This window comes from Photorhabdus australis DSM 17609, assembly GCF_000711895.1.
Taxonomy (GTDB): Bacteria; Pseudomonadota; Gammaproteobacteria; order Enterobacterales; family Enterobacteriaceae; genus Photorhabdus; species Photorhabdus australis.
This window is the reverse complement of sequence record NZ_JONO01000030.1, coordinates 25,265-46,235: the sequence shown is the minus strand read 5'-3', so window position 1 is coordinate 46,235 and position 20,971 is coordinate 25,265. Positions and strand designations below refer to the sequence as shown.

The window sequence follows — 20,971 nt, the reverse complement described above, 5'->3', positions numbered from 1 at the left end:
AGTTTTTAGTTATCAGGGAACCTGAATCGTTACCCGATCAGCAACTAATGAAATTTCTTGTACTGCAATTTCATTACTTGAAGCATCAAATGAAGGGGCTGTCAGTGAGCTCGGAAAGGCGTTCGAAACAACCCAACTCATTAAGACTTCACTGCCAGTATCATTAGTTAAACTAATTGTAATATCCTTTTTTTCTACCCGATTGAGTTCAATGGAATTAATCCAATTAAATAAATCATTTTTCCCAGAGAATATGCCTTTCCGAAGTGTAATATCAACCCTCTGTATTTGTCCTGGCATTTTATAATAATTACCAATGCCATCTTTATATTCAATAACCTCATATTTCCTATCTAATCCCGAAACACTATTAAAAGGGACTTGCACATCTCCTATAGAAACCATAAAACGGTAACTAGGAATAGGATATTCAGCAGCGATTTGTTCTTGTGTAATAGACATGTTAATAATCCTTTAATTTTATCCCAAAAGAATTAGGTTATAATGTTAAAATAAAAACGACTTATCCAATTAAAATATATTTTATACCCTTCATCCTTCAAATTGCTGCTTTGTTGGCTGCTTTCACTTACCCCAGTCACATAGTTCTCTATGCTCCCGGGGATTCGCTCCCTTGCCATCGCGATGCATCTTGAAATCCATAGGGTATATAATAATTCAAGCTTTCTAAATAACACTAATCATCAATTAGCTTCTATGGCTTTAAATTGTTGAGTTCCCTTTGCCATCACTGTTGCTTTTAATGGCGTAACCCGAAAAGCGGTAAGTGATGGGTTAACATCACCGAAAATCACCATATCACCCGGTAAATAAACGTCTTTCAACAGTAAAGTATTATGACCAGGAAATAATAAATGTTTCACGGCAAACGTGCATATTTCTGGCAATTTTATTTGACTGAGTCGCTTAAATTTTTCCGAGGAAATATCCGTAAAACCATCACTGATATGTTTTTGCCATTTAGATTGCCACCACGCAGGCGGGCTGTAATTTCCTACAATATTAATATCTTTATCTGGCCCAGTAAAATAAATCACCTCTTTATCAGGGTCAATATGAACTTGATAAAATGATTTTCCATCAAGATAAAATGGGTAAGTCTCGTTAAACCAGGAATAACCACACGTTATATTAGCACAATGGAACCATTTTATTCCGAAATCAACATTAAATTGATGGCTTTGTGGTGAATCTATTGATAACTGTAATCCAGTTTTAGCCGGTTTCATCAACATTCCATTGATAGGAAAGCGTACATCTTCATACACCTCATAATATCCCCGACCAGTCTCAAATTTATGATATCCTGTCCAGACTCCATCCCGAGCGCCTTCAAAGTCTGATATATAAGGCTTATCCGTTATATATGCAGAGTTTGCCTCCAGATAATGCAGTAGTTGATCAGAGCCCGTTTGATGGACTTTTAACGTCCATTTCCCTTCATCAAACAACCGATCCAGATTCGGTTTCAGAATATCTTTAAATAAGCATTTATTACCGATAAGCAATGCGCCTGAATATTCCTCAGGGATTAGCCACGGATAATCTCTGACAGGTAAAGTTCCACTTGTAGGGTTATAGTTAGTGGCAACAAACAACAAAACAGCGCCATTTCCTTCATCGCTCGTCGTTTTACGAATTTTTTCAGGCGCCCGCTGAGTACGAATGCGAAAAGAATAAGGTACTAGACCAGCTTGACTGCTCAGATCCAACTTGCCTAATTCATAAATTATTTTATGAGCCATCAACCAAGTGCGGAAAAATTCTATCACTTCTGCTGGCGGTTGTTGGATAACATGCAAATCGAGTATGGCACCTTCGTTAAGATTTATTATCACTCGACCTTGTTCTTCTACTGAACCTGTACCAGCCATGAGATCGATAGTCAGCACCATGCCATAACCATGGCTAGGTTCAATCTTCTCATAGTTGATTATTTGCCCGGAGTCACTAAATTCAATAATAGCTCCTGAAATAAACTCTATCGTGGCAAGCGCCCTTGAATTTTCCAATGTTGAATTCTCAAAAGAAATAAGTGGAGCACCTAATTGAAGATCTTTAAATTGAAGTGTTTTTCTCTGGTTTTCCCAGTTAATAAGCGGGAAATTTTCCCCATTTTTTACCTTTTCAACATATTGTTGCTCTAACAGAGCGTTAATTTTTTTTCGGTCATAAGCAATAACAACATCCCAGCCAAGCGTAACGGATCTCCCCGATAAACTGTTAATAATTTCTTGAGCTGTATTCATAGTATTATCCTTTAAGATATCATAAAAAGATTAATGAAATTTAAATCGTCAAAAACTTTCATTATCCAAAACAAAGGGCTGTCCTAGATAAGGAATTTGAACTAGATATCCAAATGAGAAAAAAATCAGATTAGTCAATACAAGTAAAAACGTCTTCAAAAGCTCTCAGCAGCTATTAATCATTATAATCTTTCGTCTAATAAAGCTACCGCCATTTCTGAACGTCTTATATTTCAGAAAAAAAACATTAATAATAGTGTTTAACACTCCACTGAAAATAACGAAAAATACAATATGTAGAGACAATTAAGATAGTCATTAGGTCATATTAATATTTATCTTTTAAAATTTTAGTATATGCTCAGGGGTAATAAAAACGCTTTTTTTTCACCTTAAAAATACTTTTTTTCACCTTTTTCGCACATCTATAATAAAATTATTACACAATTATCCATATCATTTCCATTTTAATTATTTTGATATGAAACTATTTTATCTTGAAATTACTTTGGCTACTCATCCGGGTGGGGATTTAATGTATCGGTTCGTATGGCGCAGGTTTGCTGCGATATCTTCAACCCGCAGGTATTGAAGTCTTGAGGTCACAGCTCCCGACAGAATGGGGCGCAGGAAACGGGGTAAAAGTGATACGATTGATGTTGAGAATGCCTACCGTATTACATTGAAATCACTAGCTCAGCGCTATCTCGAATTACATGTTGAGATTGACGAGCTGGATATCATGATAGGCTGCCATTGTTATTGACCTGTCTTGCCAATGTCCTCCTATACCTGTCATCTTTCAAGTTGCTTCTTTGTTGGCTGCACTCACTCACCCCGGTCACATAGTTATCTATGCTCCCGGGGATTCGTTCCCTTGCCGTCGCGATGCATCTTGAAATCTATTGGGTATAAATACAATAATAATTCCTTAAAATAATCAGTAATGCTCTTTCTCAGGTAATAGAAATAGTCAGCAACAGGACTCATTCACATTGATCAGTACAGATATTCCTACTCCTTAAACAAATATAATGTAATAAAAATCCTTTTTACTCCAATTCAATCTACTTTTACTCATAATATGGAGTATATATGACCTCAGTTATCTCGTTCAGTTCAAAAATTTACAATTATATACAAAATTATAGAAAAAATACAAAAATACACTATAAACTGTTTTTTTCTTTATCAACCAAACAAATTGATATAAAAAAATAGATGACATTAAATATATAAATATTCTTATATTGACTTTCAATTCAGGAGGAAAGTATGTTTTTCTCAAAAAAGATTAAGCAATTCATAATGATAGCTAATAAAGGTTCTTTTAAAGAAGCTGCTGATGAATTATGCTTGTCACCTTCAGCCCTCAGCAAGGGAATGAAAGAAATAGAAAAACAACTTGGCGTTCAACTTTTTCAGCATTCCAGGAGAAATGCTAAGTTGACAGTTAACGGAGAACTATTATATCGAGAATTATTTCCATATTACAAAGATGTAAATTCGACAACAAAACGTTTAATGAAGAGCTTTTCTAACAGCAAAAAAAACGTCATCAATATTGCAACGGACGGAACCTTATTTCCTAGCCTATCCTCGATAATTTCCAAAATATGCTCAAGTAAATCTAGTTTTCTAGTTGATGTTAGAACCTATCCCAATCATCTGATATCAGATATTATATTTCATGGGAAAGCCGATATTTTTATTGGGTTAAGAAATGAAGATAATCTTCCCTCTAGCATTGAAAGTATGGAATTGACTCCGAATTTTCTAGGGTTAGCCGTTACAAAGCACATTATAAAACATAGCAAAAGCAATATGGATCTGTTATTGACAAATAACATAATTCAAACAGAAAATATGTTATTTTTAAAAGAATTCGAGCAGATAAAAAAACATTTATTAAACCTGAATTATAATAGAAGTATAATTACAATCCCAAATATCTATGATGTCTTACAGGCATTACGAGATGGAGCAGGTATATCATTTGTTCCACATTGCGAAGAAAACCTATTACTAATAAAAAAATATGATTTAGCACTGATATCGCCCCCATCACCTTTTAATATAAAGATAAACAGAAAAATATATTATAAGAGAGAAAATAAAGAAGAACTACAATGGTTAATTAATTTGATGCACAGCTAAACTGACTTATTACACAGCTGACTTCAGCATCATAGTATACCCAGGTATATAATTTTGTCTGGGGGTTAAAGATATTTAGGAAACTGTTGAGCCCTCCAGGCACCACCATACTTTAGTTTGGAGACTTCTGTTTACTAGCAATTGTTTTGTAAGCAGATGTTCTCCCCGACGACAAAGGTGACATTGTTGTGCATGCTCCCTTGCACTATCATTTAATTCGGTTATTTATCCAGAGCTTATTAATTAACTTCTTTAATAGGTATCGTTGAATATATTGTGGCGCCACCATTCGCTATTTGATTAAGTAATTCATCCTGACGTTTATAAGCGGCTGCAATTGAACGCTCCTTGATATGTCCATATCCTCTAATATTTTCGGGTATTTCCGCCCACTGGACAATCAAAGAGAGATTATCTGGTGAAACCTTTGATAATAAATCATTTAATGTGTCCTTATATTTCGCAATTAATAGCCTCTCTTCACGTCGTTCATGAGACCAGGCAAAGATGTCGAAAAAAGTGTGACGCAAGCATCGGAGAGCAGCAAGCCCGCGAAAAAAAGGAATAATCCAACCCGATACAGTAATTTTACGATGATAGCCATTTTTTTCCAGCCACTTACCCAAAAAGGGCGGTGCGAGATGAAAATTTAATTTGGGACGCCCAATATATGATTCCGTCAAAGAATTAAGAAATTGCGGTGAACTATGCAGGCGAGCAACCTCATATTCATCTTTGTAAGCCATGAGTTTAAATAAATTGCGAGCAACTGCGTGAGCTAGTGTGAAATCCCCCCAGTTAGCAGTCGCTTTTACAACCGCGTCGACCTGTGCTCTATATTTTGCTGCATAGCGCTTATTCTGATAGTCCGTAAGATAACGGCTGCGAGATTCAACGATCTTACGGAGTCCCTGCTCACCACCGCTGCTCCTGACAAATTGATAACTTTTAGCGGCAGAGGTAATTAAGGATTGCACATAGGCAGGATCAGTCGCTAGCAACCGACCACAAGCGAACGCGACTTTATTAGCAGCAACATCACCGCCTTGTAAATTAATCGCCTGCTGAAAAACTTGCAAACTTAACGGGATGACGCCTTTCTGCCAGGCATATCCCAACAATAATATATTTGTTTGTATGCTCCCCACGAATTGAGTTGCAAAATAACGTGCATTTATAGCGTCATAGCAATCTTTGCCAACTAATTCTATTAATTGTTTCTCAATATCAGAGGTGTCTATTTTGAGGTTTCTATCACGAACCATTGAACCTGTCTGCATTTCATGAGTATTGGCAATGACTTTAGTTTGCCCTGAAAGCAGAGCATTTAATGCCTCGTCCTCTGAAGCGACAGTTAAATCCGCAGCGATTAAAACGTTGGCACATCCTCGATCAATACGATGCTGATGTAATATATGATCTTTAGCGCCAATGCGTATGTGACTAAAAACAGAGCCGCCTTTTTGAGTAAACCCCGTAAAATCAAGCACACTAACCGAAAAATCTTGTAGATGCGCCGCCAAACCGATAGTTGCAGCCATAGTGACAACACCAGTACCACCAACCCCCGTTATCAGTATTTCATGGCATTGATTAATATCGGGTAATTGCGGCAGTGGTAACTTATCCGCCCGTGTCATAATTAATTGCCGTTTGGTTTTATCCATATTCACCAAACGCGGTTTCCCTGTAACAGTCACAAAACTAGGGCAAAAACCCTTTAAACATGAAAGATCGGTATTACATGATTCAGAATCTATCGCCCGTTTAGCACCAAACTCGGTATCAACGGGTATTACGGATAAACAGTTCGACTGCATTTGACAATCTCCACAACCTTCACAGACAAGCTCGTTTATTGTTACATAGGTCTTTTTGGCCGGTACGGGGTGGCGTTTACGGCGCCTGCGATCTTCAGCGGCACAGACTTGATCATAAATCAATACAGTGACACCCGGTATTGCCCGCAATCGAAGTTGCACCTCATTAAGTTGATCACGGTGGTAGACTTTGACTTGTGCAGGCAAACGGCCCTTATAACGTTCAGGCTCTTTAGCAACAATAACCACTTCTTTAGCCCCTTCGCTACAAACTAACGTTGCCACTTGCTCAACATTTAAACTACCATCCAGCGGTTGACCGCCGGTCATGGCGACAGCGTCATTATATAAAATCTTATAAGTGATATTCGTTTTTGCCGCGATAGCTTGCCGAATAGCCAAATATCCAGAATGAAAAAAAGTTCCATCCCCCATATTCTGGAAAATGTGCTCTGTTCTGACAAACGGCATCTGACCTACCCAATCAACACCTTCCCCTCCCATTTGTACACTGCCTGTCGTAGCACGTTCGGGAATACGAGCAGCCAGAGCGTGGCATCCAATGCCTAACCTCGCCTGACTCCCTTCTGGAATCACTGTTGAACTATTATGTGGGCAACCGGAGCACAAATATGGCGTGCGTTTTACCCAATTCAGAGAACGCTCTATCAGGTTCATTGACCAAAATGATGGGACCTCCACTGACAGGCCGCATGCCCGAAGCTGTTTGACAAGAACATTGACAATACGTGACGGTCTTAATTCATCTTCACTGGGTAAAAGTTTTATTCCATTTTCGTCAAACTTGCCAATAATTAATGGCCTGGTATTCAGGATCGAATTAAATATGCTTGCCTTTAGCGAATTTTCAACGATCCCTGCTTTTTCTTCGATAATCCATACCTTCTCACTCCGTTTAGCCCAGTCTTTTAAGACAGGAGATAATGGATAAACAACCCGAATACCGAATAGTGCAATGCCTGCCGCCTCTAATTCAGTCAGAGTGATACCCAGTTCATCTAATGCTCCGCGAATATCCAGGTAAGCTTTACCCACTGCGGCAATAAGCAATTTTGGTGTAGCCGGGGCACAATCCACTTTATCTAATGGATTTTCACTGATAAAACGACGAGCCGCTTCTAACTTATAAGCGAAGCGTCGCTCAATTTGCATACCCGGTAAATCTGGCCAACGCCAGTGTAATCCGTCAGGCCCAACATCTACCTCAGGTTGTTTGAACGATGGGAATTCAGACACGTTAACTGATGCAGTCGCTTCTACAGTTTCAGTAATTGCCTTAAATCCCACCCATAAACCTGAAAAACGCGATAGTGCCCAACCCCAGAGTCCACAATATTCATAGTCCTGAAGGTTAATAGGATGAATAACGGGTAATCCCCAGGCAATTAAAGCTTGATCTGATTGATGAGACATTGAGGAAGATACACATCCATGATCATCACCAATAACGACTAATACTCCTCCGTGTGGCGATGAACCATATGCATTACCATGCCTTAACGCATCACCAGATCGGTCTACTCCGGGTCCTTTTCCATACCAAAGCCCAAAAACACCGTCAACACGACGCATTTGATCCGTTTCTACACGTTGAGTACCAATGAGAGTCGTTGCGGCTAAATCCTCATTTATACCGGGTTGAAACCGAATATTTGCTTGTTCCAGTAAATTTTTCGCAGCCCAAAGTTCTTTATCAACACCACCAAGCGGTGAGCCGCGATAACCACTGACAAATCCCGCAGTATTTAAACCAACAGATCGATCAAGGGCTGATTGAGCTAATAACATTCGCACCAGAGCTTGTTGTCCACTGATGAATATTTTGCCTTGAGGCTCATCAATACCTCGACGATAACGAGATTCAAGACGATAAGAAGTATCGAGAATCATACCAATTCCCCTGAAATATAATGTTTAAAGGTTATTACGCGATTTAATTAGCGACTGTCGTCAGCCCCTTACGTGTAACAGTTATCGCTTCTCGTAAGATATTAGAATCACCGATATGATTAACGAGTAATAAAACTAATTGAGCGTAAAATAGATTCCCCAGTTCATCCCCCAGTTCCTGGCACGCCTCTGTTATCATTTCATAACAAGCATCTGGGTCTGTTAAGTGGCTGTAGGTAATTAATGATTCTGCCAAAAAGTGATCGCACGGTTTCATTATATTTTTCTCTCGGCATAGGTAGCTATTAGCATGGAATGAGCAAGCGTTTTTTCAATGTCATCACGGTTAAATGAGGAAAATACGTCTAACACATGTTGATCCGGTCTAAATAACACGACTGATCCACAAGCCAAATCATAACGCTTAGCCACCAAACCATAGTGGTCTACCAAAGTGACATCCGTTGAGGTTACAGCAAGTTGTTCTACTGTAGCCGGTACGACGGTAATGATTTCTAATGGATAGGAACTACTGATATCTTCTATATGATTTACTCCTCCTTTATCATGGGAACTCTGCTGATAGCATAGAAGTGTGAACCCTTTTCTACCGATGAAATGCAATAACCAACTACTTTCATCTCCATTTTTTACCGGAGCATCCAGCGCAACATCGCCGGGTTTTATTCTTCCTTTCACGGAGGAATCGGGTAAAAATTGCCCTATTCCATTTAATCGAGCTGGACTGGATAAACGGCCAGAGTTGACAAAGGTACGTCCCATTGCTGTCGTTTCAGATAAAACAAGACTTGCTCGACGAAGCGTTTCTATTGCGTGATTTGGTGGAGTAATGAATTGTGCACTGCGCGTCGAATTTATAATGTTCTCATCGGCAGCGTAAATTCGTTCTTCATTATAGGACTGCAACAGTTTTGCTGATGCTCCATGTTTTACAACAGCACAGAGTTTCCAGGCCAAATTGTCTGCATCCTGAATTCCCCCATTTCCCCCTCTTCCTCCAAAAGGGCTAACTTCGTGAGCACTATCGCCAGCGAATACGACTCGCGAATGAACAAAGTTCTCCAATCGCCTGCATCTAAAGGTATATATGCTTATCCAGTCGATCCTGAAAGCTATTTTCGGATCTAACATCGCCTTTAAACGTTCGGTAACTCTTGCCGGGTGTTTTTCAAATACCGGGTCTGCTTCTACCCCCAGTTGAAAATCAACACGCCACAAGTTATCAGGTTGTTTATGTAAAAGGACTGAATGTCCTGGGTGAAACGGTGGATCGAACCAGAAACGACGTTCAGCAGGAAAGTCTGGTTTCATTTCGACATCAACAATCAAAAAATGATCATGAAAATGTCTGCCAATTAACGGTAAATTCAGCGTATTACGCACAAATGAGCGCGCGCCATCACATGCGATAAGCCAATCACAATCAAGTCGATACGCACCATCCGGGCAGGTGACCATCACCGAAACGCCAACACTATTCGACTCTAACGCGGTAACCGTGTTTAAACAGCGCAAATCAATCCATTCACTGGCTAAACAATCCTCAATTAACCATTGTTCTATATAAGTCTGTTGAATGTTCAAGAACGCGGGGCAACCAAAATGAGGCTCCGTTTTAAAGTCAAAACTGAAAGACTCTCGTTCTCCATGATAAACCCTGGATAAACTCCAATTGACCCCTTTTTCAGCCAATCGTTTCCCTAATCCTAACCGCTGAAGTATTTCTAAAGAACGCTGAGCGAAGACAATGGCTCGAGAGCCTTCAGTTAATACCTGTCTTGTTTCAAGTACGACACTTGGCACACCTCTACAAGCGAGATCTAATGCTAAAGTCAATCCTACTAATCCTGCTCCTACAATCACTACGGGAACCTTCCTTGGCATTGATAAGTTGATATCCAAAGGTTTTTTATAATCCAAACTTGGAGGTTGATGCATTTTTTTAGCTCTCCGGAATAACGCGAGAACAGAGACGATAGATGAGAACTGAACGGGATTATTTCTTTTTTGAATTTAGATCGTTTGCGTGTAATAAGCAAATATATTCTTTAAATTTTAATGTAAATATAAACAGCTATAACATTGCTATTCGTTATAAGGACCAAAAAATTAAGCGAACAGTGACCTTATACTGTTTTCCTAATTCGTACCAGGGTATAACCAGCACAGAAATACCATTACATGCTTACTAATCGCATGGTACCATTATTGGGTTCACTGTCCCTAACATGCTTATCGGACACTCCGAACGTTTGTCATGCACTAACTTATTGCACCAGTGCTTAGCTAAGGAAGTAACATATGACTGATTGCATTAGCGTTCCTCCCGTGAGTTCATCATCAACATCCCAGACAACCGTACTTTGCACATTGCTCTCTAGAGCTGACAGCTCTTCGTTAACAGAACGTCGTAAAGATCCAAATCAAATGCTTGACGAACAGGGCAATTCTTTGGTGGAACCATCTTTAGTCATGAATGCATTTGAAAAGGATGCAAATTTGGCTTTCGAAAAATGGACTGAATATTGGCGTAAAATTCATGGCCCCAGATTTATTCATGCCTTACCACGGGAAGCCGATGGGAAATATACATTATTACGTTATGATCAAATCCATCGATTCTCCTCTGGACCTTCAAGCATTAATCCTCTTCCTTATAAGCCACCACTTGATGAAAACGGGCATTTGTTTAATACCATCATAGGGCATATTCCTACCCATCATCGGCCACAATGGGATGGCATGGCGTATTTAACCTTCCCAAATATAGATAATTTGTATTCCTTATTCGAACACCCAGAAATCAGTAAAGCCATCTTGCCTGAGGATCAAGTGATCTTTCGAGAACTTTGTCCAGTACTTTGTCGTCAACATGTTTTAATCCCAAGCAAAATGCATAGTGACGCTATCCTTTTAGTCAATATTCATCAACGTACAACGGAATTAAATCGCAGTGATTTTCATGAAATTCTGTTACACAAATATGCCAAAGCAATAATTTCTCAACCTTCAGCGCAAAAGTTTGTTCAACGCTATATTCAGCTACATAATATTGGTCCCATCACGACGGGCGAGAAATTTTTCCATCCAGTAGCAAAAGATATAGATGCCATTTCAATTTTGGCATTCGCATCGATAACAGACTTAGAAGACTTTCTCCAGGATCCAAATTTATCTGCCATTCTAGAGAATGATTCTTTATTTAATATAGAAAAAAGTGAATATTGGAGTGCACTTTCTCACACATTAATAAATCAAAACTCGATAAATAGCTTTTTATAATTTTGGATTAACATATACCCAATAGATTTCAAGATGGATCGCAACGGCAAGGGAGTGAATCCCCGGGAGCATAGATAACTATGTGACCGGGGTGAATGAGTGCAGCCAACAAAGAGGCAACTTGAAAGATAACAGGTATAAACAGAATTATTTTTGACATTGATAATTATCTACTAACAACACAACAACCATAAGATAAATATCAACATCATTTTCTTAAAAGACTAAATTAAATTATCATTCCATAGTTACATTAAAATATTATTTTGATTTAAAATATTTGGGATGTTTAACTAAAATACCATTTTATCCATATTATTGGAATGACACAGAATTTCTAACACTCCTGATCGCACAGTCAATAACATTAAATACGCGCCATCATTGATGATTTATCAAAAGGAAGAATTTCCGATAGTCTTCCTTCATAAACTTTTGTCGGCCATTCTGGATCAGCTAATAACATTCGCCCCAAAGCAACTAAATCAACTGAGCCTGATGCCAACAACTCTATTGCTGGAGCTAAATCAGCTCTACCTGCATCTGGTTTCTCATCTCCACGCAACTGTGCAATCGCGTAGGCTTTATCCAAGCCAACACTACCTACCATAATGGTAGGCTTACCGCTTAAACGTCGGGTCCAAACTGCCAGACTGTCTGGACTCCCTTCAAATGCAGGCTCCCAAAAACGGCGAGTGCTAACATCAAATACATCTACACCAGCTTTAACTAGCGTTATCACAAATTCTTCTAACTGATCGGGTGTTTCGATTATTTTGGCGCCATAGTTACGTATTTTCCACTGTGAAAAACGGAATACGATAGGAAATTCAGGAGTCGTGGCTTCTCGTATCGCGCTGACAACCTCAGATGCCAGACGAATACGGTTATTAAAAGTTCCGCCATATTTATCTTTACGCTGATTTGTCACCTGCCAAATAAAACTATCTAGCAAATATTCATGTGCCCCATGGATCTCAATACCATCAAAACCAATATCCAATGCATTCTTAGCCGCCTGAACATACGCTTCAATAATATCTTTGATATCCTTCTCATCGATACCTTTTACAATTGTCTGGCCGCTATCGATTATTGTCATCGGACCATATCCAGGCACTAAAGGATCTGGCCCAATACCCGGCTTACGCATTGGGCCGACATGCCAAAGTTGGGGAATGATTAAAGTGCCATATTCATGCACTTGCTTTACAACTGTTTTCCATCCGTTAAGGGCTTCATCTCCATACATTACCGGAACATCAGCGTAACCATTTGCTGCGATATGCGGAATACAGACTCCCTCGGTAATAATTAAACCAACACCTCCCTCGGCTCGTCGTCGATAATATGCAGCATTTACCTGCCCGGGAATACCATTGGGAGATAATTGCCGTGTCATTGGTGACATGACAATTCGATTTTTCAACATCTGAGAACCAAATGACATTGGCGCAAACAATGCAGCGTAATGCGTATCCATAATATCCCTCTAGTTATTCGAATTAAGCCGTACTCGCTAAAAAACCACCGTCAATCCTAAAATTAGAGCCATTGATATAATTAGATTTCGGGCTTGCCAGAAAAGTCACCAAATCAGCAATTTCTTCTGGGCGTCCTAATCGGCCTACCAAAGTCGGTGAAATATTAGTAGCCACATGAGATTCAATCTTTTCCCACTCATCTGCCCAATCATTACGCTTAGCTACGGTTCGCCAATGCTGTTCTGCTGCTGGGGTAATAACATCGCCCGGACTAATACAATTGGCAGTCACACCGGTACCTGCAAATTCTTTTGCAATGGTGACAGCCAGGCTCACACAAGCCGATTTTGTTGTTGCATAAGCACCAAAAGAAGCAAAAGGACGGGATGCGGCAATACTCCCTAAAGTGATCACACGTCCCCATCCACTTTCAACCATTGAAGGAACGATAAAACGAAGCAAGCGAATAATAGAACCTACGTTTTGATCGTAAAGATTTAACCAATCCTGAGCCGTACTTTCCAGAATTGGCGTTGGCGGAAAAGCGCCCGCATTTGCAACTAATATATCGATTCCGCCAAATGCAGCCTGAGCCAACTGAGCAACCTCCTGAGCCTGGTCATCATCGGTCAAATCGCCAATAACCATATGTGCTTGTCCACCATGATCAAGTATTTCCTGCATGACTTCTTCGGTTTCCTTTTTCCTTCGTCCATGTACAACAACCTGCACACCTTCATTCGCTAAGGAAATCGCTATCGCTCTACCAATCCCACTATTGCTTCCCGTTACCAAAGCTCGTTTTCCTGTCAGCTGTAAATCCATTAGACACCTCGCTCTTGCAAGTCAATTAATTACGAATTGTGTTTTGCTTTTCACGTCGTAGCAATAATGCACAAGCTAACGCACTCAACGCTGTTAATGTCGCTATTATCAACAAAATTGAACCAAATGAGCTTTGATATATCATTGCAAGCCAGTTGCCCAAATTTGCCCTATCTGCATCAGCAACCGATTCAAGTATGGATGACATTTGTCCACTCGCGATCTTTCCTCCCCACTCGCTGGAGACAATATTTGAAAAAGCATGATCCGCTTTGGTGGACACCAGAATGGCTGATGTCTTCGCTGCCAGTAAAGCACCAATGATAGCGATAGCTAAAGCTTCTCCAGATACGCGCATAGTTGTAAATATGCCTGCTGCCATACCTGCGCGTTCTTTAGGCACTACACTCATAGATAGACCATCCATGAGTCCCCATGGTAATCCACTACCAATACCGATCATTAATAAAGGACCAACTAAAGACGTTATATTTCCATCAACTTGCAAGCTGAAAGCTAGCCAGCACCCGCCAACAGCGGCAACCAACAACCCGATGCTACAGATCAGCCCAGGTGAGATATATTTCGAAAGATACCCAGCAATGAAAGGAACAATAAGCATCGGTGCTGTCAGTGGAAGAATGGCAAGACCCACTCGCCCCTCATCAAACCCCTGAATACCGATGAACCAGATTGGCAGAGAAACTAACAACGCGACAAAACAGAACCCTGTTGAGATAGGCAATAATTGCACGCCAATAAATCGCGGATAGCGGAACAAACTTAAATCAAGCATTGCATATCGAGACTTAACTTCCGCTATAATAAAAACAACCAAAAGCAAAGCACTAGCAAGAAACAATCCAATAATATAAATATCAGTCCATCCTCTTTCTGGCGCAAAAACAATTCCCAGCGTTAATGTACTCAAAGCGAGTGTAAAAAGAATAATGCCTGGCCAATCTATACTTTTCGCTTCAGGATCTTTTGATTCATTTACCTTTTTGGCACTGAACAAAAGGACAAGCAGTGATACCAACGCGATAAAGAAAAAGAGCGATCGCCAACCGAAGTTAGCGATCATCGTTCCGACAAGCATAGGACCGAATGCTAATCCAATGCCGAAAGAGGTACCGAGGAAACTAAATGCCCGCAATCGTAAATGTTCATCGAATTCTTGTGCGATAAGAGCTGATGAACTCGTCAGGGTCAAAGCACCGGCGATTCCTTCTATGCCTCGAAGTATGTTGAGTGAAGTAATATCGGGAGCGAAACCAATAAGAAGTGACGTGATAAAAAACAGGATTAATCCACTTAGAAAACAACGCTTACGACCAAACCGATCAGCCAATGTTCCACCAGCCATCACACAACTACCAAAAGCAACGTTATAAGCGTTAACAATTCCGCCCAGCTCAATTGAAGAACCACCAAGTTCGAGAGCAATCATAGGCGTGGCAATTGCAGGCCCGGTGAATACGATAGGAATGATGATTCCCGCAGCACACAAAGGAAGTAATACTGAATACCGGTTTCTCTCTTCACTATAATTATTAGGAGCAGGTATCTGCTGTGAAACGTTCATTTTAAACTCCATGACTCGGTTTGGTTAATCAGATGCCATTTTTGATTCAGCTCAAGGAGCGATATAATGATCACAATGGTGTCATACGAATAGATCGCATGCAATCTATTTTTATGAAGTATAGCTTAAACAGGATACAAGGTAAGTTGCTTGTAAGACGGTTGTGATTTGAAGGCTAAAATGCCCTGAAAACTCACCAATGGGAGTAATAAAGTGATGTAATATTTCGAGGAGGTAGATCAGCTTATCAGCGACACTAGACAAAATGTTGTCCGATGTTGTTCGTGAGAAAAGAAGACAGCAATAGAAGGCTGAAAACAAAGACGGAGTTATTTGATGGCTCAGGCGTTGTTTACCGTAACAAATTCCCTACACTGAAAATAATACACAACACTCGGATATTATCGCCTCAGAATGTTATTGAAGAATTAAAATAACCAGACTCATTGGCGAAAAACGTTAGTAATCCGCCAATGATATCATTAAAATATGGAAATAAATTACCCGGCACTTTAATGAGTTATAATAATAAATACTTTCTAAAAACTAGAAAAAATATCAGGTGCAATAATATTTTTCTCGTCTATACTTCTCGTGGATAATTACTAGGTGTATTGGTCATTAAAACCATAACATCATGATTTCTATTTTAATTTGTATTTTATCTCTATTATGTGAATTTTTTACTTTACATGATTACCCGTCATAGTGTAAAAACAAATAGCTTTTATGCATTCTTTTAGTTTATATCCCCGCATATACGAAGCGAGCTTTAATTAAATATTTGATAAACTATTTTTATGCTAAAGCGAAAAAATATTTTTTAATTTTAATATTAGGAGATTAAAAAAATGATCAAGCCTACAAAAATAGTTTCTTATGGTTCATTTCTAGCAGTCATTCTATCTAAAAAATCCCGCCCCGGGGATGGTGTCTTTGGGCGCGGAGTGAAAGGCGGCGGAAGATAATGGTACTTGGCACGTACCTAAATTTTTTAGGTGCGTGCTTTTTCTTCTCAACTTCATGTTTTTTAAATGGATATATAAAATACGTCATGCAAAGATACTCAAAACTCATTTATTCGAAAAAACCTCTTGAATACATTTCGTTGGACGGTGAAGCGATAATATATAGTGAAACCAAAGGAGAGTATTTGGGGGTGTCTGGAGTGGCTGCCGATATCATGGGTGTTTTCCAAGATACGCCGAATGGCCTGCACGTAGAAACCCTTATCGATCGTATTGCCAATAATAACCAATTAAAATCTGAAGATATTGAATTAATCCTGGATGGAATAGCTACGTTACTGGATCTGGGTATACTTTATGAAAAGTAACAACGCATATATATTTCTAATACACAGTTTAGTAAGAGCCATATTGCTGGAAAAACCAATCAAAGATGCTTATCTCAGTATTTTTAAATCAATATATCCATGCACTGTCCGAAGGAACTTTTTTGATGCGAAAAAGCATATTGATCACTCTTATTTTCAGGAAATTTGTGATTTTATTTACCAAGCCGATTCATCCGAAATTACTAGTGCATCATGCTATTCAGCGAGTATTGTCGTTCAATTGTTGGCGTCTTTACACGGCATACCCAGCGATATGGTGATTGGCATCAAAAAACAAGATGAGAAGATCGTCGGTCATGCATGGATTGAATTATGCAGCGACAAATTCAAAACAAAAATTGTTAATCCAGGGCATGTAGACTTAAGCGGATATAGTTTGTTACAGCGCATGAGTCCAGATACAGCCATCTCTGAATGGGCTACTTCAATATGAAACTTTGGTCGGTGGTAATAAACGCTACGACGATTGATATAGATACATATATTAACGCTCTCTTCAGTGCCATGACAGGTATCCAAATCGATAGTATGAAGAAGATGGATCATCAATGGGCAACAATGATCGAAGCCAATATTCGCCTTTGCGATACTGAACGAAAGTTGACTGGCATTGAGATATCTACTGCTCATTCATCTTACAGCGGATGGATACGTGATTTGGACAGCGATCTTCTTATTTCATCATTCCGCCAAAACGCACCGATACTTGATCCCTCTCAGGGGAGAGTAGTGGGTGAGTTTAGCTACATATCGATTCAGCCCGACCATGTTCTTGCAGTGACCGATCACTATGCAACACATCCGGTTTATTACTGGCAGGGAAAGAATAGACAGTGGGTCATCAGTAATGACTTAAGAATGTTACTGTTGTTCCATCATGTGCCGCTTAATATAAGGCATGAGTCGTGCTTTGAATTCCTGACGCAGTCCGTTATGGTAGGAGAAAACGAACTGGCCGATGGCGCAACTTTCTTTACCGAAATACGAAAGATACCGATAAACAGCGTATTGAAGATCAATAGAACAGATGGGATATTTAAACTGGCACCGATGAACATAAGCGCGGCTTCTCAGTATGGCAAGACACTCTCTTATCATGGGAACTTTCAGCACGCATTCCGAGAATGCTTTGATACCTGTGTGGCAGACCGCCTCAAAGCTGGTGCGGACGGGATCCTGCTAAGCGGAGGAATAGATTCAAGTACTGTCCTCGGTGCAAGTCTCGCATTGAATGAAAACCCTCCCATGTTCTGCGCCAATATGAGCTTCAGAGATGCAGACCTTGCAATGAGCCAAGATGATAAAATTGTTGAGACACTAGTTCATCACTGCAACCTTCCTCACAATATCGTTTATGCTGATGATTTTCTTCGTTTGCCGGCACCAAATGATCCAATCGCCTACATCGACGGACCGGAGCCATCCGCTAACCCACTTGCTAAGGAGGCTTTCGCTAGCGTTTTTCAGCACAACAATGTATCGCTTATTATGACAGGAGAAGGCGGGGATATCATTCTTGGAGAATCGATGCATCAATGGATTCTAGATTCGATTCGTATACATGACGGAATCAGGGAGTTACATAAATATATCACCGAGAATCTGCGTGTGCGTCCTTTTTCTCTGGACTACTTTCACCGTGTACTCACCTCTCTTTCTCCTTATTTGGGAAGACGGGCGTTGATTAAGGAGGAGTTAGATAACCAGAGGCTACCCGACTACTTTGGGGCTATGCTGCATAATTCTATGAGCCAGAAAGCTAAATTACAAAAAATAAAGATAATGCGCTCTCAGGCTAAATACCTTGGCCATGATTACATTAAAACTTTGCTTTTCCCTCGGGCCACTTATTTCGATTCGCTGAATATTTACTGCACATATTCCCACCCTCTTCTGGATCCGAGGATGACCGCATTTACGCTGTCCTGTCCACCGCATCTAAACCACGATTACAAGCGTCTCAATCTTGCCAACCCATATCCAACTTCAAAGATGCTAGCGAGAAAGGCTTATTCCAACATACTGCCCAATTTTGTTACCGACAAACAGAGCAAAACGAGCTACGCATTGATGGCTCGTCGTATGTTTTATAACAGCGCGAAAGAAATGTTGCGTTTGACGGATAGACCGATGATTTTGGATAGTTGGAAGTACATTGATCAGGCCAAATTCCGTCGCTATTTGATAGCCTATATCATTGCGACAGAAGATCCCAACACTCAGCTTGGTGTTGAATACCATTACCTGCGTGGTGTGATAGATCTTGAAGCCTGGCTGATGAAATTTACGCAGGAGCGAACTTCTGTCATTAACTACCTGAAATTTTCACCCTTGCGTACTTTCGTGAACTAATGAATGAGCCGAGACTACTGTCATGAAATATTGGGATAACATACAAAACCTCCGTAACGCATTGTCGCTGTTATGGCAAGCAGCACCGCGCGCGTTAACTATTGCTATTGTCTCTAATCTTGTCATTGGCCTCATTCCTGGCGCGTTACTTTATATCAACGCTCATCTTATAGAAAGCCTAACCACCAATATAGCCGCAGTAGTTGTCATCGCATTAGTGTCTGCCTACTTTATACTCAGTGGTTTTCAGGACGGACTGAATGCTATCTCAAACTTTATTGTAGATACATTGAGAGACTCAGCAGTCATGCTGCTGAAACGTAAGGTGAACGAAATCATCTCAACGTTCCCGGGCCTCTCCATTCATGAAGATACCAAACTGCGTGAAATGGCTATTCTCTCGACCAAAGTCGGCGATGAATTGGGTGAAATGGTGTCACATCTATACGCTGTATGTACGGGAATTTTGATGATTATTCCGATTCTTTTCCTGACAGGGCAGATCGCATGGTGGATCCCTTTCCTGATGCTGGTTGGCATGGTGCCTACCGTAATCTACCGTGCTCGAACGGAAAGCGAAAGTTGGGATGTGCAAGAACATCATGCAGCGACATTTAACGAACTACGCATCCTAGAGCGAATATTAACGCAGCCCGAATTTGCTAAAGATTTGCGTCTTTATCGTATGCAATCGCATTTGCTGAGCCGGTGGCAAACTCTTTATGATAACTATCTTAAGCACATCAAGCGGGTACGTACACGTAACGCCATTAAACTGTTGCTCACCTCCTTGTTCGCGAGCATCTGTTTAGGCGTACCGCTTTATGTCGTTGTTGATGGATTTCAGTTAGGTAAGTTCGGCATTGCTCAGCTCGCTTTTTTGCTTGGTGCACTCGTTCAACTGAAAGACGGCCTATCAGCGGTCATTTTTAATTTCGGTGACCTGTTGCGAGTGTCATATACCGTACGTCCGTATCGCAACCTGGTTTCCATTCATACGGCTAAACAGAAGACAAATTGTGAGGATATGCGTAAGCCTCAGATCGTGCCCAAATCATCGGTGATCACGCCCTATATAATGCTGCGGGATGTTGAACTGCGCTATCCAGGTACTGAATGTGCTGCATTGGAGCAAATTAATTTAAACATTCAACATGGGCAGACGATCGCGATCGTTGGTGAAAATGGCGCTGGAAAAACAAGCCTGCTCAAAATGCTATGCGGGCTATATGCACCAACCACTGGCGAACTAACGTGGTCGGTATCACACATTCCTCCACGCGTCATTGGTGTATTTCAAGACTTTGCACGTTTTCCTCTTGACGTAAGTGGTAATCTTGTTACCCGCGATACGCAATCTATCAACAAATATCTGCGGGAGGTTGGTCTGAATTTTCTTGAAAATCGGCTGGACGCACCGTTAACGACGGAAATAGAAGGTGGAGCCGATATATCTGGCGGGCAATGGCAACGGCTGGCTATTGCGCGGGCGATGGCTCACGTTGATGAGGCCGACCTACTTGTTTTCGATGAGCCCACCTCAGCGCTTGATCCAGAGTCTGAAGGCGAGATAATGCGACTTATACTCAAACTCGCCAGGCAACGGACGACCGTTATTGTCAGTCATCGCCTTTCCTTAACGCGCTTCGTCGACCGTATTATCGTATTGCACCAGGGTCGACTTGTTGAAACAGGCACACATGATGAACTTATCACACAGAACGGAAAATATGCCCGGATGTTTCACAGTCAAGCCAGTTTCTATCAGAAACACACTGAGACGATATAAGATATGAAGGAAAAGGCTTTTCTCACCATGAGCATAGCGGTGCCTGGCCTGGCCTGACTGGAGGGAGAGCATAAATACCCCACAGATTTTATGCTCTTCTACCTCCTATTAAACGACT

15 protein-coding genes and 1 pseudogene are annotated in these 20,971 nt (G+C 40.5%); 8 read left to right on the top strand and 8 right to left on the bottom strand.

Annotated elements, in window-relative coordinates:
• Window positions 1–12 precede the first annotated feature (12 nt).
• Both BO26_RS10200 and BO26_RS10195 read right to left on the bottom strand, forming a co-directional pair.
• Window positions 13–462 carry a phage tail protein gene (locus BO26_RS10200; RefSeq protein WP_036771170.1) on the bottom strand — a complete coding sequence of 150 codons (450 nt, stop codon included), beginning with the start codon at window positions 460–462 and terminating at the stop codon, window positions 13–15.
• A gap of 242 nt (window positions 463–704) precedes the next feature.
• Entirely contained in the window at window positions 705–2,270 is a 1,566-nt protein-coding gene (locus tag BO26_RS10195) for a hypothetical protein (RefSeq protein ID WP_036771169.1), read from the bottom strand.
• A 536-nt stretch (window positions 2,271–2,806) separates the two neighbouring features.
• Here BO26_RS10195 and BO26_RS22725 point away from each other — a divergent pair.
• A pseudogene (locus BO26_RS22725) lies at window positions 2,807–3,018 on the top strand (hypothetical protein); the annotation flags it as partial.
• Window positions 3,019–3,545: 527 nt separating this feature from the next.
• Window positions 3,546–4,427: a LysR family transcriptional regulator gene (locus BO26_RS10190; protein WP_036771168.1), complete on the top strand. Its 882-nt coding sequence runs from the start codon at window positions 3,546–3,548 to the stop codon at window positions 4,425–4,427.
• 239 nt (window positions 4,428–4,666) lie between these two features.
• Here BO26_RS10190 and BO26_RS10185 read toward each other — a convergent pair whose 3' ends face one another.
• From BO26_RS10185 to BO26_RS10175, 3 genes are read right to left on the bottom strand one after another with little or no spacing between them, the layout of a single operon-like run.
• The gene (locus tag BO26_RS10185) at window positions 4,667–8,158 is read right to left on the bottom strand and encodes an indolepyruvate ferredoxin oxidoreductase family protein (RefSeq protein WP_051690940.1); all 3,492 of its coding nucleotides are present in this window, start codon (window positions 8,156–8,158) and stop codon (window positions 4,667–4,669) included.
• 43 nt (window positions 8,159–8,201) lie between these two features.
• Window positions 8,202–8,435: a DUF2783 domain-containing protein gene (locus BO26_RS10180; RefSeq protein ID WP_036771167.1), complete on the bottom strand. Its 234-nt coding sequence runs from the start codon at window positions 8,433–8,435 to the stop codon at window positions 8,202–8,204.
• Window positions 8,435–10,117 (bottom strand): FAD-dependent monooxygenase, encoded by a 1,683-nt coding sequence (locus tag BO26_RS10175; protein ID WP_036771166.1) that lies wholly within the window; start codon window positions 10,115–10,117, stop codon window positions 8,435–8,437. Before BO26_RS10175 ends, BO26_RS10180 begins: the two co-directional genes overlap by 1 nt.
• A gap of 363 nt (window positions 10,118–10,480) precedes the next feature.
• Between BO26_RS10175 and BO26_RS10170 the strand changes: the two genes are divergently transcribed.
• Window positions 10,481–11,461, top strand: coding sequence for an EthD domain-containing protein (locus tag BO26_RS10170; protein WP_036771165.1), 981 nt, complete (start codon window positions 10,481–10,483; stop codon window positions 11,459–11,461).
• Window positions 11,462–11,828: 367 nt separating this feature from the next.
• On the opposite strand, the gene BO26_RS10165 is transcribed toward BO26_RS10170, so the two are convergent.
• From BO26_RS10165 to BO26_RS10155, 3 genes are read right to left on the bottom strand one after another with little or no spacing between them, the layout of a single operon-like run.
• On the bottom strand, window positions 11,829–12,944 hold the full coding sequence (locus BO26_RS10165) for an NADH:flavin oxidoreductase (RefSeq protein ID WP_036771164.1): 1,116 nt from the start codon (window positions 12,942–12,944) through the stop codon (window positions 11,829–11,831).
• Window positions 12,945–12,966: 22 nt separating this feature from the next.
• On the bottom strand, window positions 12,967–13,770 hold the full coding sequence (locus BO26_RS10160) for an SDR family NAD(P)-dependent oxidoreductase (protein ID WP_036771163.1): 804 nt from the start codon (window positions 13,768–13,770) through the stop codon (window positions 12,967–12,969).
• 25 nt (window positions 13,771–13,795) lie between these two features.
• A complete protein-coding gene (locus tag BO26_RS10155; protein ID WP_036771162.1) occupies window positions 13,796–15,355 on the bottom strand; it encodes an MFS transporter in 1,560 nt (519 codons plus the stop codon).
• Between the two features lie 851 nt (window positions 15,356–16,206).
• Here BO26_RS10155 and BO26_RS24855 point away from each other — a divergent pair.
• The 5 genes from BO26_RS24855 to BO26_RS21555 are packed head-to-tail and all read left to right on the top strand — an operon-like array spanning window position 16,207 to window position 20,853.
• Window positions 16,207–16,323: a lariocidin family lasso peptide gene (locus tag BO26_RS24855; protein WP_015834396.1), complete on the top strand. Its 117-nt coding sequence runs from the start codon at window positions 16,207–16,209 to the stop codon at window positions 16,321–16,323.
• A complete protein-coding gene (locus tag BO26_RS10150; protein ID WP_036771161.1) occupies window positions 16,323–16,691 on the top strand; it encodes a hypothetical protein in 369 nt (122 codons plus the stop codon). The genes BO26_RS24855 and BO26_RS10150 overlap by 1 nt, the downstream gene beginning before the upstream one ends.
• Window positions 16,681–17,145 carry a lasso peptide biosynthesis B2 protein gene (locus tag BO26_RS10145; RefSeq protein WP_036771160.1) on the top strand — a complete coding sequence of 155 codons (465 nt, stop codon included), beginning with the start codon at window positions 16,681–16,683 and terminating at the stop codon, window positions 17,143–17,145. Before BO26_RS10150 ends, BO26_RS10145 begins: the two co-directional genes overlap by 11 nt.
• Window positions 17,142–19,064 (top strand): asparagine synthase C-terminal domain-containing protein, encoded by a 1,923-nt coding sequence (locus BO26_RS10140; protein WP_036771159.1) that lies wholly within the window; start codon window positions 17,142–17,144, stop codon window positions 19,062–19,064. Before BO26_RS10145 ends, BO26_RS10140 begins: the two co-directional genes overlap by 4 nt.
• Before the next feature lie 22 nt (window positions 19,065–19,086).
• Entirely contained in the window at window positions 19,087–20,853 is a 1,767-nt protein-coding gene (locus tag BO26_RS21555; protein ID WP_051690938.1) for an ATP-binding cassette domain-containing protein, read from the top strand.
• The last annotated feature ends 118 nt before the right edge of the window (window positions 20,854–20,971 follow it).